The organism is Veillonella parvula (assembly GCF_036456085.1).
In the GTDB taxonomy this organism is placed as follows: Bacteria; Bacillota; Negativicutes; order Veillonellales; family Veillonellaceae; genus Veillonella; species Veillonella parvula_E.
Genome location: NZ_CP138632.1, coordinates 1,183,311 through 1,196,792, shown reverse-complemented (window position 1 = coordinate 1,196,792; position 13,482 = coordinate 1,183,311). Strand labels below are relative to the sequence as shown.

General features: G+C 40.5%; 11 protein-coding genes and 5 tRNA genes. 15 read left to right on the top strand and 1 reads right to left on the bottom strand.

From position 1 onward, the window contains the following. Positions 1-92: 92 nt before the first annotated feature. Positions 93-818, bottom strand: a complete 726-nt coding sequence (locus PK1910_RS05740; protein WP_004695080.1) for a Crp/Fnr family transcriptional regulator — start codon at positions 816-818, stop codon at positions 93-95. Positions 819-1,090: 272 nt separating this feature from the next. Between PK1910_RS05740 and hcp the strand changes: the two genes are divergently transcribed. The 15 genes from hcp (at position 1,091) to PK1910_RS05665 (ending at position 13,395) form a co-directional block, all read left to right on the top strand. Next, positions 1,091-2,656 (top strand): hydroxylamine reductase, encoded by a 1,566-nt coding sequence (gene hcp, locus PK1910_RS05735; protein WP_004695081.1) that lies wholly within the window; start codon positions 1,091-1,093, stop codon positions 2,654-2,656. Positions 2,657-3,664: 1,008 nt separating this feature from the next. Further along, a complete protein-coding gene (gene sdaAB, locus PK1910_RS05730; protein ID WP_058948093.1) occupies positions 3,665-4,327 on the top strand; it encodes an L-serine ammonia-lyase, iron-sulfur-dependent subunit beta in 663 nt (220 codons plus the stop codon). A gap of 11 nt (positions 4,328-4,338) precedes the next feature. Then, positions 4,339-5,211 carry an L-serine ammonia-lyase, iron-sulfur-dependent, subunit alpha gene (sdaAA, locus tag PK1910_RS05725; protein ID WP_178886035.1) on the top strand — a complete coding sequence of 291 codons (873 nt, stop codon included), beginning with the start codon at positions 4,339-4,341 and terminating at the stop codon, positions 5,209-5,211. 68 nt (positions 5,212-5,279) lie between these two features. Further along, complete coding sequence (locus PK1910_RS05720; protein ID WP_058948091.1) at positions 5,280-6,698, top strand: CCA tRNA nucleotidyltransferase; 1,419 nt, start codon at positions 5,280-5,282, stop codon at positions 6,696-6,698. After that, the gene (locus tag PK1910_RS05715) at positions 6,698-8,665 is read left to right on the top strand and encodes a penicillin-binding transpeptidase domain-containing protein (protein WP_058948090.1); all 1,968 of its coding nucleotides are present in this window, start codon (positions 6,698-6,700) and stop codon (positions 8,663-8,665) included. Before PK1910_RS05720 ends, PK1910_RS05715 begins: the two co-directional genes overlap by 1 nt. Before the next feature lie 100 nt (positions 8,666-8,765). Further along, positions 8,766-9,593 carry a bifunctional 5,10-methylenetetrahydrofolate dehydrogenase/5,10-methenyltetrahydrofolate cyclohydrolase gene (locus tag PK1910_RS05710; RefSeq protein ID WP_004695088.1) on the top strand — a complete coding sequence of 276 codons (828 nt, stop codon included), beginning with the start codon at positions 8,766-8,768 and terminating at the stop codon, positions 9,591-9,593. Next, on the top strand, positions 9,586-9,927 hold the full coding sequence (locus PK1910_RS05705) for a hydrogenase maturation nickel metallochaperone HypA/HybF (RefSeq protein ID WP_008714928.1): 342 nt from the start codon (positions 9,586-9,588) through the stop codon (positions 9,925-9,927). Before PK1910_RS05710 ends, PK1910_RS05705 begins: the two co-directional genes overlap by 8 nt. Positions 9,928-9,942: 15 nt before the next feature. Continuing rightward, on the top strand, positions 9,943-10,596 hold the full coding sequence (gene hypB / locus PK1910_RS05700; RefSeq protein ID WP_004697543.1) for a hydrogenase nickel incorporation protein HypB: 654 nt from the start codon (positions 9,943-9,945) through the stop codon (positions 10,594-10,596). Beyond that, on the top strand, positions 10,593-12,014 hold the full coding sequence (locus PK1910_RS05695) for a hypothetical protein (RefSeq protein ID WP_004697547.1): 1,422 nt from the start codon (positions 10,593-10,595) through the stop codon (positions 12,012-12,014). Before hypB ends, PK1910_RS05695 begins: the two co-directional genes overlap by 4 nt. A gap of 28 nt (positions 12,015-12,042) precedes the next feature. After that, a complete protein-coding gene (gene brxF, locus PK1910_RS05690; RefSeq protein WP_004695092.1) occupies positions 12,043-12,507 on the top strand; it encodes a BREX-3 system P-loop-containing protein BrxF in 465 nt (154 codons plus the stop codon). 447 nt (positions 12,508-12,954) lie between these two features. Further along, positions 12,955-13,030 (top strand) — tRNA-Thr (locus PK1910_RS05685). 10 nt (positions 13,031-13,040) lie between these two features. Beyond that, positions 13,041-13,125: transfer RNA gene (locus PK1910_RS05680), tRNA-Tyr, on the top strand. A gap of 5 nt (positions 13,126-13,130) precedes the next feature. After that, a tRNA-Met gene (locus PK1910_RS05675) sits at positions 13,131-13,206 on the top strand. A 31-nt stretch (positions 13,207-13,237) separates the two neighbouring features. After that, positions 13,238-13,313: transfer RNA gene (locus PK1910_RS05670), tRNA-Thr, on the top strand. Between the two features lie 5 nt (positions 13,314-13,318). Further along, positions 13,319-13,395: transfer RNA gene (locus PK1910_RS05665), tRNA-Met, on the top strand. The last annotated feature ends 87 nt before the right edge of the window (positions 13,396-13,482 follow it).

The window sequence follows — 13,482 nt, the reverse complement described above, 5'->3', positions numbered from 1 at the left end:
CGTTATATACTTTATGAGTCGTGTAATAAAAAAGTCTCTCAAGATAATCTTGAGAGACTTTTTAGTTTGTTAAATTTAATAGCCATTAAGTATTAAAAGGTGTTAAAGCCGAATTCTTCAATGTCTTCAATGTTTTTAATTGTTACGGTGCGCCCTGTAATATCAATGAGACCTTCATCGCGAAGGCGCCCTAGTTCACGGCTAAGGGCTGTGCGAGATACATTGAGTACCTCAGCCATTTGCTCGCGGTTGTGGGGTAATTGAATTGTGTTAGAATGCTGACGTTTATAAATATCTGTTAAGTACGCAAAAATCTTTTCGCGCATCCCTTTTAATGTGAGGTAGTGGACTTTTCTGGTTAATAGAATTGCTTTTTCAGATAAATCCTCTAATAGATTAGATAGGATTTTAGTTTGGCATTGATGACAATCCGGCAATGTTTTAATAAAGGTTTCAAGGGGAATAAACATAATTTTAGTTGCTTTTGTTGCCTTAATGGTAGCAGGCCATAAAGGCTGTTTACTAAATAGTAGTGCTTCTCCGAAAATATCTGATTGTTCTAAGTTTGCCATAATAACCCGTTGGCCCATGACATTTTCACGAGTTAGTAAAGCGCTGCCCTCAAGGATGACGCCGATACCCTCCATAGGATCTCCAGCGAGGGCTATAAAATCGTTTTTTTTGTAACTGTGGATGATAACTTTGGCATTATTTAAATAGCCACGCAGCTCTGGCTCTCCTAATGTATTGAATAAAGGACATTTCACGAGGGTGGGCATATATTGATTAATGATATCGTTTGAAAGTATTTGTTTCATAGGCACCTCCGGTGTGATAAAGTCTATAGCAATTAAAAATGATTATTGTATAATAAAAGTATAAGACCGAATGGTCTACCTGTTCCATAAGGGGAGTCAGGAAAATTTTTGAAAAAGTTTTTATTTGTTGCTCAAGCTACAGAAATTGTATCATCTTTACGTTATACTTTCAAATGTAATCAATCAGACAACTGATAAAACATCAGTGTAATGTATAGGTTTTATATTATCTAGCTTGACTGCGAGGAAGTCTCGCAAAGGAGGATTTTCAAATGAGCATGTTCTGTTATCAATGCGAACAATCTGCAGCACCAGGTGGCTGTACTGTACAAGGTGTATGTGGTAAAACTGCACCAGTTGCTAACTTACAAGACGAATTAACTGCTGCTTTAGTTGGCTTGGCTCGCGCTTTAGACGTAAAGGGTCATACTAAAGAAGGTATCGATTATATTATGCGCGGTTTGTTCATGTGTGTAACAAACGTAAACTTCTCTGAAGACCGCGTTCAAGAATTCATTGACGAAGTAAATGCTTACCATGCAAAAGTGGATAGCGCTCAACAAAACTTTGATTGGGAACAATTGTGGAAAGGTGAAGAAGACATCGTATCCCTTCGCTCCACATTATTGTTAGGTATGCGTGGTATGGCTGCGTACGCATGGCATGCTGCTCGCCTTGGCTTCCACGATGCTGATGTTGACGCTTGGTTCGTTAAAGGCATGGTAGAATTCGCTAAAGATCACAGCGCTGAAGAATGGCTTGATCTTTTGATGGAATTTGGTCAAATTAACTTGAAATGTATGGCTGTTCTTGATAAAGCTAATACTGAAACATATGGTACACCTGTACCAACTACAGTTCCTTTGACTGTAGAACCAGGTCCTTTCATCGTTGTAACTGGTCATGACCTTCATGACTTGAAACAATTATTGGAACAAACTGATGGTAAAGGTGTAAATATCTATACTCATGGTGAAATGTTGCCTTGCCACGCTTATCCTGAATTGAAGAAACATCCTCAATTGAAAGGTAACTTCGGTACAGCATGGCAAAACCAACAAAAAGAATTTGTTGATGTTCCTGGCGCATTCTTGTTCACTACAAACTGCATTATGCCACCAAAAGAAAACTACAAAGCTAATATCTTCACTACAGATATGGTAGGTTTCGATGGTTGTGCACATATCGAAGAAAAAGAAGATGGTACTAAAGACTTCTCCGCAGTTATCAACCGTGCTATCGAATTGGGCGGCTACAAAGAAGCTCAAGAATTCACTGGTATCAACGGTGGTCATGAAGTAACCACAGGTTTCGGTCATGGCACAGTATTGGGTATTGCTGATAAAGTAATTGATGCTGTAAAAGCTGGCGCTATTAAACACTTCTTCTTGGTAGGTGGTTGTGACGGTGCTAAAGTAGGCCGTAACTACTACACTGAATTCGTTAAACAAACTCCAAATGATACTGTAGTATTGACATTGGCTTGTGGTAAATTCCGTTTCAACGACATGAATATCGGCGAAATCGGTGGTATCCCTCGTATCCTTGATATGGGTCAATGTAACGATGCTTACTCCGCTATTCAAGTAGCAGTAGCTTTAGCTGGTGCATTTGAATGTGATGTAAACGACTTGCCATTGACATTGGTATTGTCCTGGTACGAACAAAAAGCGGTATGTATCTTGTTAACATTGTTAGCATTGGGTATCCGTAACATTTACATCGGACCTTCCTTGCCTAAATTCTTCTCCAGCAATGTATTGAACATTTTGGTAGAAAAATTCCAATTACATCCAATTACAACTCCAGAAGCTGACATGAAAGCTATCTTGGGCTAATAGGATCTATTAATCTGTTAACTACAGTCCTACGTCCCCTCTCTTTTATGATTTAGGACTGTTGTTATAAATAACGCACCTAGGGTTATCCTTAGGTGCGTTTTTTTACTATTATTGTGAAAGCTATCTATCGAGTGTTTGTATATTGATGGGGCCAAAAATTATTTCGACAACTTGGTTACTAACAGGCACAACCTATCTCATGCCTCCATACGGCGCGTAAGTCGGCCCTCAATAGGTTGTGCCTGTTAGTAAAACGTTTCTGAAATATAAGTCCCATCAATATACAAACTCATAAAATAGCTTTCATCAGAATAGTGAGGTGAGGGGGAGATATCGCTGCATAAGTATAGTCTTTCCTTTTTATAACTGTAGATATAAAGACGTCCCATCAATATACTACTCTGTAGATAGCTTTATCCAAAATAGTATGTGGTGGTGATAGAGGCGCTTCGGCCCTCAATAGGTTATGCCCATTAGTAAAACGTTTCTGAAATATAAGTCCCATCAATATACAAACTCATAAAATAGCTTTCATCAGAATAGTGAGGTGAGGGGGAGATGTCGCTGCATAAGTATAGTCTTTCCTTTTTATAACTGTAGATATAAAGGCGGCCCATCAATATACTACTCTGTAGATAGCTTTATCCAAAATAGTATGTGGTGGTGATAGAGGCGCTTCGGCCCTCAATAGGTTGTGCCCATAAGTAAAACGTTTCTGAAATATAAGTCCCATCAATATACAAACTCATAAAATAGCTTTCATCAGAATAGTGAGGTGAGGGGGAGATGTCGCTGCATAAGTATAGTCTTTCCTTTTTATAACTGTAGATATGGATGCGTCCCATCAATATACAAAGTTTTAGAACAGCTTTCACAAGAATAGTAGTCCTCTGTAGACAAACAAATATGCCTCTAATGTGCATATAGACAAGGCTCGATATTGGTTGCTATACTATAGGTGAAATAGGATTTTTTCACATGGTTTATGTGTATATAGAGGTATGTATGAACAGTATTTTTGATATTATAGGGCCTATTATGATTGGTCCGTCTAGTTCGCATACAGCGGGTGCTGCTCGGCTAGGCAAGATGGCGCGGTGTATTTTTCGTGCTACTCCCAAAAAGGTAGATTTAACATTATATGGATCTTTTGCAAAAACCTATAAAGGGCATGGTACGGATCGTGCTTTGATTGGCGGCTTATTAGGTTATAAAGAGGATGATGCGAACATCCGAGTTGCCCATGAATTAGCGAAAAAAGAGGGGATGGAGTTTTCTTTTATTGAGTCTCCTCTTGATGTAGGGCATCCGAATGTGGTGCGTTTTGATATGTATGATGAACATAATCGTCATATGACTGTTATTGGTCGCTCTCTCGGCGGTGGTCAGATTATGATTACCGAAGTAGATGGAAATGATATGTCCATTACAGGAGATGAGTTTACGCTCGTTGTGTTCCATGAGGATAGACCTGGTGCGATTTCTCTCGTGAGCCAAGCATTGAGTGAGTCCGATATTAACATCGCTACGATGCGCGTATTCCGTAAGGGCAAGCATAAGGATGCAGTCATGGTTATTACTACAGATACAGTGGTAAATCCTATTACAGTTCAGTTTATGCGCGAGTTTCCAGGCATCCAGGATGTGATGACCTTTGAAGCGTTATAGGAGGGCGAATGATGAGTTATGCATACGATACAATTGCAGATATTATTCGCTTAGCTGAGGAAAATAACATTTCCTTTGGCGATGTAGTACTGCGCTATGAATTAGAGAATTATGATCGCAGTGAAGAAGCGGTTATTCGTGAAATAGAGCATCGTTTAGATATCTTTGAAGGTTCTATTCAGGATGGTATAGACTATGCAGAAAAAACGGCCTCTGGTATGTCTGGTGGCCAGGCGGCACAGCTTAATGGCCAAGCACCAAGATTTATGAGTGATATTGCGTACAAGGCTATGACCTATGCTATTGCTGTTAATGAAGCAAATGCAAAGATGTTCCGCATTGTTGCGTGCCCTACGGCTGGCTCTTGTGGTGTTATGCCTGGTGCGGTGAAAGCAGTAGCGGACCATTACAAGCTAGATAGAGCAACTATGGTAAAGGGCTTCTTGGCTGCCTCTGGCATTGGCAATGTCGTAGCGAATCGCGCTTGTGTGGCCGGTGCCGTTGGCGGTTGCCAAGCAGAAATTGGTACGGCCGCTTGTATGGCTGCCGGTGCTATTGTAGAAATGATGGGTGGTACGCCTCGTCAAGTAGGACATGCTATCGCATTGTGCATGAAAAACTTATTGGGCCTTGCTTGTGATCCAGTAGCAGGGCTTGTAGAGGTACCGTGCGTTAAACGTAATGGTTTCTATGCAGTTCATGCCATTACTGCATCTGAATTGGCTTTGATGAATATTGAAAGTCAAATTCCACCAGATGAAGTTATTGAAGCAATGAATAATATCGGTCGCGCTATGCCAGCAGCATTGCGTGAAACAAGTGATGGCGGCCTTGCGGTAACACCGACGGGTACAGCTATTGCAGAACGAGTGCAATCCTTATAGGATTGCACTTTTTTCATGCTTTCATTTGTAGTAAAATAAAGGTTAGACTAGTTCAGAAAGGAGTGTGCATGATGGAACAAGCCAATCGAATATTGACTGTATTGGAAGAAGCAGGTTATGAAGCCTATATCATTGGCGGAGCAGTGCGTGATATTTTGATGCATCAAAAGCCTCATGACTTTGATATTGTGACGTCTGCACGTCCTAATACGGTAATTGAAGTCCTACGCGGTCAAGATATTCAAACGACAGACTTAGTAGGAAAATCCTTTGGCGTAGTAGTAGCTACACTAGAAGGAAAGCAATATGAAATTGCAACGTATCGCACTGAACGATATGGAGCGGATAGTCATCGACCAGAAGAAATCGCTTATGCCGATACCTTAGAGGAAGACGTGTTGCGTCGTGACTTTACGGTCAATGGTATGGCTATGAATCGTTTTGGTGAGGTCATAGACCTAGTAGGGGGACGCCGAGATATCAAGCATAAGACATTGCGAACCATTGGGAATGCACAGCAACGCTTCGAAGAAGACGCATTGCGATTATTTAGAGCATGCCGCTTTGTGGCAAAGCTAGATTTCTTACCTACCGAAGATTTATTAGAAGCTATGCCAAAGGCATTTCATCGTGTGCCTGGGTTATCTCTCGAGAGAGTCCGTAGTGAACTGGACCGACTCATGTTAGAGCCCGCTGTGGCTAAGGGCCTTGATGTATTAGTACAATCTCGCTTGGCCGAGTGTTCTTGTCGCGTTGTAGAAAATGGCGTCGCTCGTGAAGTGCCTATTTTACCAGAGCTATACCATCTTGTGAATTTACCACAAGAAAAAGACTTTCACGAATTTGATGGTTGGTATCATACATTAGCCGTTGTATCTCATACAGAACCAGATTTAATATTACGTTGGGGTGCACTGTTACACGATGTAGCAAAGGGTATGCCGGCGGTACGAGCTGTTATTAACGGACGTTTGACGGATCGTGGCCATGATACATTAGGTGCTGAAATGACAGAAACCTTGCTTACTCGTTTAGGTTATCCTAAGGCTTTTGTGCGCCGTGTAGCTTGGATTGTAAAAAATCATATGCGCTTTCACTATTTTGTACAAAATGGGGAAGCTAATGAGAAAAAGTGGATCCGTAAAGAGGCTCGCAGCGGTGAGTTTCGAGATAGTCAAATTATGCGAACTGCATGGGAGCAATTATCTAAGGTTTGTGCTGCTGATGTGTTAGGCTGTGGGAAGCCTTATGCATCGACTGATGGAACCTTAGCCTTTGGTGAATGTATGGCAGATCTGAGCCTAGAGATGCCTATCCATACAAAGGATTTAAATTATGATGAACGTGTTATTAAGCTTGCAGGGAATAAAGTGGGGGAAGGATTGCAGTATTTATTAGGTCAGGTACAAAATGGAGTGATTACCAATGAACCAGATGCGCTATATGATGCATTAGACCATAAGTTACGCCGTCCAGTGGAGAAATGATGAAGTTATTAAATAAAGCGTTATTACGCATGAGTGATTGGAGTCGCACTACATGGTGCCTTGCCATACTCATGACCGTTGCTTTCGTCCTTATCGGTCGTTTAGCACAGTTACAGGTCTTTGATACCTTTGACCTAGAGAAGAAAAACTTATTACAAGTTCAAGTAGATAGAAAATTACAATCGCCGCGGGGTACAATCTATGACCGTAATGGCAAGCCATTGGCGATGAGTGTAGTTACAAAATCTTTATATGCGGATCCGAAGATGATTAAACAGTCTCCTCAAGAGATTGCGGAGCTCATCTCACCGTATGTAACGATGTCAAAAGAGAATATTGTAAAAGCTTTGCAAGAGGATACCGCCTTTGTCTGGTTGAATCGTATGATGGATGCAGACAAATCAAAAGCGGTACAACAAGTTATTAAGGATAATAATATTGCAGGCCTTAATTTCGTTGAAGAATCTAAGCGCTATTATCCAAATGGTGTCTTAGCGGCACAAGTATTAGGCTTTGTCGGCACTGATGATAAAGGGCTTGATGGTCTAGAAATGGTTCTCGATGACGAATTAAAGGGGGGCGTACAACAAGAAATTGTAGCTACTGATAATAAAGGGAATGCCATCTTTGGTTCCGTACTATCTAAATTTTTACCAGATAAGGGTAAAAGCGTAACCTTAACCATCGATGCAACAATTCAATTTATTGCAGAACGCGCTCTTGATAAGGCGATGGTTGATACAGGAGCTAAGCATGCCAGCGTTATCGTTATGGATCCAAAGACCGGTGAAATATTAGCGATGGCCAATCGTCCAAGTTATGATCCTAATAACTACAACCAAAGTGGTGAAGAGGCTTTCAAAAATATTGCGGTTACCAATTTATATGAACCAGGTTCTACATTCAAACCTATCATTGCATCTGCAGCTCTTGCAGCAGGCAAATGGAAGTTAGACACTGTGTATAACGATAAAGGGGCCTTCGCTGCCAATGGACATATCATTAGAAACTGGAATGGTGAGGGATATGGTCCTGTTCGTTTGCTAGATATTTTGAAGTACTCTATTAATACTGGTATGGCTGAAATTGGTACATTAACAGGGGCAGATATTCTCTCGAAATATGTACGTGATTATGGCTTTGGTTCTGAAACAGGTATTGAATTGCCTGGTGAAGGAGCAGGTATTTTGTATAATCCAGAGGATATGAGTAAGCTAGACGTTGCTACAATGTCTATCGGTCAAGGTATTGCGGTTACACCATTACAAATGGTTCGTGTCTTTGGTGCACTTTCTAATGGTGGGGCTATGATGAAACCACATATCATCAAGTCTTATAGTAACTCTCAAGGCGATGTAACAAGTACGACTGAAACATCTGTTGTGGGACAACCAGTTCCGGCGGAAACCGCTAAAACCATTGTAGATATTCTAGAAAAAGAAGTATCCGAAGGTGGCGGTACAAAAGCGATGGTAGAAGGTTATCACTTCGGCGGTAAAACTGGTACGGCGCAAAAACTAGATACCAAACATGGCGGTTATCTCGACGGACAATACATTGCGTCCTTTATTGGCTTTGGCCCTGTAGAGGATCCAAAATTTGTAGTTCTTGTCGTTATTGATGACCCACAAAAGGGTTCTTATTATGGTAGTCAAATTGTAGCCCCTGTATTTAAGGACATCGTATCTCAACTTGTACGGTATTACCAAATGAGTCCGTATGTTAAAGAAAGTACACCAGTAGCTGTTAAAGCTGCTAATACATTACCTGAACCAAAACCGGGAAGTGATGGTTCTGTTACATTGCCTAACTTTACTGGTTTTACCTATGGTGAAGTACGTGATTGGTTACATAAGGCGGGGCTTGCGTTTAAGCCAGATGGAACGGGTATTGCCGTTTCTCAAGATGAAAGTGGGGGCACTACTGTTCAACCCGGGACGGCAATTACCGTTCACTTTAGTAGATAATTAGAAATTATAGACAGTTCGTTATATAATAGAATAAGAGACTTTGGTGCCTCTCAGGAGGCACCTTTTTTATAAATAGTTTGAATGAATGGAGATACTTATGATCGAATTACGAGGGAAAGCGGTAGCAGATGCCCACAAGGCGATTTTACAAGAAAAAGTTGCAGCAGTAGGCAACTCTGTGATTACTATGGCAGTGTTACTTGTCGGTGAAGACCATGGCGCTCATATGTATGCTACATTTATGGAAAAAACAGCTAAAAATTTTGGCTATGGTTTTGTGCTAAAGCAATTGCCTGAAACGGCAACGCAAGATGAAGTAGTAGCGGCGTTGCATGAATTAAATACTGATCCATCTATTCATGGAATTTTACCGCTAATGCCAATGCCTAAACACATTGATACAGAAGCTCTTATCGATATGTTAGATCCTAAAAAAGATATTGATGGTCTTACAACATATAACATCGGTTTAGTAACAGCTGGTAAGGGTGGCTTTGCTCCTTGTACGGCTAAGGCTTGTATGGCTATTTTAAATCACTATAATATTCCTTTAGAAGGAAAACATGTGGTTGTAGTCGGTCGTAGCCAAGTTATCGGTAAACCTGTAGCGCTTATGGCACTCGCTGCACATGGTACTGTTACAATGTGCCATTCTAGAACTTCTGATCTAGTAGAGCAAGTAAAGCGTGGTGATATTATTATTGCTGCGGCTGGTCGTGCTCATATGATTACTGCTAATATGATTAAGCCTGGTGCTGTTGTTATTGATGTAGGTATTAATGAACTGGACGGCAAAACTGTAGGTGATGTTGATTATGATGCGGTAAAAGATATTGCATCTGCCATTACTCCTGTACCAGGAGGTGTTGGATCCGTAACAACGACAATGATGCTAGAAGCGGTATACGAGGCATATCATGCATGAGATGTCTATAGCAGAAGGTATTCTTGATGTAGCGCTCGATACCTTACGTCAACATGATGCGACAGTCATTCATTCTATTCAACTAGACTTAGGTTTAATGAGTGGGGTAGAACCGGATTCATTGCTATTTTGTTGGGAAGCCATTACGAAGGGAACACCTGCGGAAGGCTCACGCATAGAAATCAATACAGTTCCTATTGAAGGAAAGTGTTTAGATTGTGATAAAATATTTTTTGTAAAAAATTATACGTTTATTTGTCCTTATTGTGACAGCCATTTCGTACAAACTATAGGCGGTCGCGAGCTACAAGTGACCTCTATAGATATCGATTGATAGAAAGGTTAGGGCATGCAAGTTCAAGTTAAAACTAATGTACTGGCAAAAAACGATGCTATTGCAGAGTCCTTACAACAGTTGTTTAAGGAAAAGAATATATTTGTATTTAACCTGTTAGGTTCACCTGGGGCAGGTAAGACCTCCCTTTTGGAGGCAACCCTACAAGATTTAAAAAAGGATTATCGCTTAGCCGTTATTGAAGGCGATTTATTTACGGCAAAGGATGCCAAGCGCATTCATGAGTTGGGTGTGCCTGTTATCCAGATTAATACAGTTGGTGGGTGCCATCTCGATGCACAGATGATTCAAGATGCCTTAGGTGATCTTAATCTTGATGATCTCGATATGATTATTATTGAAAATGTAGGCAATTTAGTCTGCCCTGCGGAATTTGAGATTGGTGAAAGCATGAAAGTAACGATTTTATCTGTTACCGAAGGTGAAGATAAGCCCCTTAAGTATCCGTTAATCTTTAAAGAGTCTAAGGCCATCCTTATTAACAAGATTGATTTATTGCCTTATGTGCCTTTCAAAAAGGAGCAGGCAATACAAGATATCCGTAATTTAAATCCAAATGGAGAAATTTTTGAAGTAAGTTGCACGGCCCACAACGGTCTTGAAACATGGTTGAATTGGTTGCGTGCACAGTTGGAGAATAATCGATGAACTATTCTATGAAGAGCCGTATTGTAGCAGCCCTCCTTGTGGGCTTGTGTGCTACTACAATCAGTTATGCAGCAGAGCCTGCCATTTCCACTGTTAACCCAGTTGCAGTAGAAACTACTGATGACACTAACGTTGTAGCTCAAGATTCCGCTAATGCGAGCAATGATGGTAGTGTAGATGGAACTGGTGAGGTTGATAGCTTGTCTTACCTTGATAATGCACCAGTTAGAGTTGTTAAGCTAGACCCAAAAACGAAACAGGAAGGTTCTAAAACTGGATGGCTCGCAGAGCAAATGGCTGTAACTGAATTTGGTGATTCTATACAATTCTGGCAAGCGGCTAGTGAGAACGAAGGTCCTTTGCCGAGTATCACTCAGAATAATTTAGCTGATATTGGTAAGTCTTATACGGCAAACAGTTTACCGCCTTTAGGTTCTCAAGATGACTATGCTATTGGCACATACCGATTGGGGAATCAGTTTGAAGTCCCAAAAGATGTAGAAAAAACTGAGGTACGTGATAACTTTACTACGTATTACATGAAAGATGTAGCAGTAACTGTATATACTGGACCTGCTCAAGAATTGTTGGTTAACAATCAATTACGTGGGCAAGGGGCGACTTACTTCTTTGAACCAAATACTATTACAAATATTCATAGTACGAAAAAAGGCGCTAATACAGTACGCGACATTGGTCCTGGTAGCACACGGATGGAATTGATATTTGCCTATGGCAGTCCTAATGCGATGTGGCGTGATAAGAAAAATGAGACGTATATTTTCCTTTATGAGGGGCATTCCGAAAATTCATTGCCTCAAAAAAAGGAGTTTAAGAGTCCCGTAGAGAATACAAATAGTAATAGCCAACAACAATCTATGCTTGGTCAGCAAAAAGAATATATTGCTTTCACCATTAAACAAAGCAATATAGAGGCTGTAGATATTATTAGTGGACAAGTATGGCCTAGATTTGGATTGCCGAAAGCTGAAGTGTATGATTTTGAAGCTGGTACACTTACGGCTGATGATTTTGTATTGCGTGGGTTCAAGTTGAATGACCATTTTGTTAATGATCCTAATAATGATTGGAAACATCAAGGCATATTGTTTGGTTCCACTTTTATTGGCTATAATGAATACGGTGTGAGTGTAGATAAAAAAGATCTTATCAATCGCGTATTATTAAATGTGTATACGCCTACACGTCGTGGAATCGCAATGGGTGATACCAAATATTTATTGCTCTTTGTGTATGGTATGCCAACTCGTATTGTTGAATCTACAACAAAGGCGGGGACGTCTACCGTATATGAATATAAAAATCCAGCGGCAAGCAACTCTTATTTACAGTTTGCCCTAGATGATAAAAACCAATATATCAAATCCGTTATGTTATCTGACCGCCCTGTAAAATAGGATAGGTCACAGCGAGGAGGCAAAGGGTATGGTTACTGTACAAGATGTAAAAGAACGTTGGGAAAAGATTCAAGGTGATGATGAACGTATATTGTTTATCGTTGGTGGTCCAGGTTCTGGTAAAAGTTTGCTAATTCGTGAACTGTCTGAGCAGAAGGGCTGGAAATACTTGGAAGCTAAGCAACTCATCGAGGAAGAGTTTTTGCTCGTGCCTCGTGATGAACGGCCTCAATTAGCGGAAGAAGTTATTTGCCGTGCTCTTAGCCGTAGCGATACGGAAGTAGTTCTGCTAGATGGCATTAATGTATTCTTTGCACCTATCTTAAATCTAAAACCATTTGAGTTGTTAAAAACTATTAGTAAGAAGTATCCTATTGTCGTTGGCTGGCGTGGACATATTGAAGGGGACCAGTTGTACTTAGAACATAACAATAATCCTAAACATGCTGTAGTTAGTATTGCACATCCAGATCATGTTATTGCAATCGACTAAATGTATGTTTGAACATATTGGTTGAATATAGAAAAAACTATAAATGTATAGAAGGAGATAGCGGTCTATCTCCTTTTTTAGTTATATAATTACAGTTATTAGGTAAAAATATAGTTTTGTAACTTCCTATTATTTGATTCTACTAAACCTGAAATATGGATGGTAGTAAGTATGGACTGGCAAGGAATGCAACTATGTAAAGGTATATAAAGAATATACTAGTAAATAAAAGTTGATTACTGGATATATCCTGAAAACAAGGCATTTTATAGAGGATTGATAAAATATAAATTTTTTTTGACAAAATACTTGCATAGGGTATCGTTTCATGTTATTATGATTAAGCACTAAGGGTGACCACAGTGAACGAAAAAACTTCAAAAAAGTTTTTAAAAGGTTCTTGACACTTAGTGTGCTAGGTGATACAATTCATCTTGTCGTAATGATGCTGGCGTAGCTCAATAGGTAGAGCAGCTGACTTGTAATCAGCAGGTTGTGGGTTCAATTCCTATCGCCAGCTCCATTTTATTTATGGAGGGATTCCCGAGCGGCCAAAGGGAGCAGACTGTAAATCTGCCGTCTTCGACTTCGAAGGTTCGAATCCTTCTCCCTCCACCATTCATAGCGGGGTGGAGCAGTTGGTAGCTCGTCGGGCTCATAACCCGAAGGTCGCAGGTTCAAGTCCTGTCCCCGCAACCATAAAAACCACAGTGAAATGATCGTTCATTGTGCTGGTGTAGCTCAGTCGGCAGAGCGTATCCTTGGTAAGGATAAGGTCACCGGTTCAATCCCGGTCACTAGCTCCATACATGGCGGCATAGCTCAGTTGGCTAGAGCAATCGGTTCATACCCGGTGTGTCCGCGGTTCAAATCCGTGTGCCGCCACCATTAAACCTCACCTTGGTGGGGATTTTTTTATTTCTTTACATATGACATGCTATTCTAAGACTTTGTATATATGGTATAATAATAGGT

Excerpts from the sequence above, each read along its gene's own strand:
- PK1910_RS05740 (WP_004695080.1), bottom strand. The coding sequence starts at position 818 with ATGAAACAAATACTTTCAAACGATATCATTAATCAATATATGCCCACC.
- hcp (WP_004695081.1), top strand. The coding sequence starts at position 1,091 with ATGAGCATGTTCTGTTATCAATGCGAACAATCTGCAGCACCAGGTGGC.
- PK1910_RS05710 (WP_004695088.1), top strand. The coding sequence starts at position 8,766 with ATGATCGAATTACGAGGGAAAGCGGTAGCAGATGCCCACAAGGCGATT.
- sdaAA (WP_178886035.1), top strand. The coding sequence starts at position 4,339 with ATGAGTTATGCATACGATACAATTGCAGATATTATTCGCTTAGCTGAG.
- brxF (WP_004695092.1), top strand. The coding sequence starts at position 12,043 with ATGGTTACTGTACAAGATGTAAAAGAACGTTGGGAAAAGATTCAAGGT.
- hypB (WP_004697543.1), top strand. The coding sequence starts at position 9,943 with ATGCAAGTTCAAGTTAAAACTAATGTACTGGCAAAAAACGATGCTATT.
- sdaAB (WP_058948093.1), top strand. The coding sequence starts at position 3,665 with ATGAACAGTATTTTTGATATTATAGGGCCTATTATGATTGGTCCGTCT.
- PK1910_RS05705 (WP_008714928.1), top strand. The coding sequence starts at position 9,586 with ATGCATGAGATGTCTATAGCAGAAGGTATTCTTGATGTAGCGCTCGAT.
- PK1910_RS05720 (WP_058948091.1), top strand. The coding sequence starts at position 5,280 with ATGATGGAACAAGCCAATCGAATATTGACTGTATTGGAAGAAGCAGGT.
- PK1910_RS05715 (WP_058948090.1), top strand. The coding sequence starts at position 6,698 with ATGAAGTTATTAAATAAAGCGTTATTACGCATGAGTGATTGGAGTCGC.
- PK1910_RS05695 (WP_004697547.1), top strand. The coding sequence starts at position 10,593 with ATGAACTATTCTATGAAGAGCCGTATTGTAGCAGCCCTCCTTGTGGGC.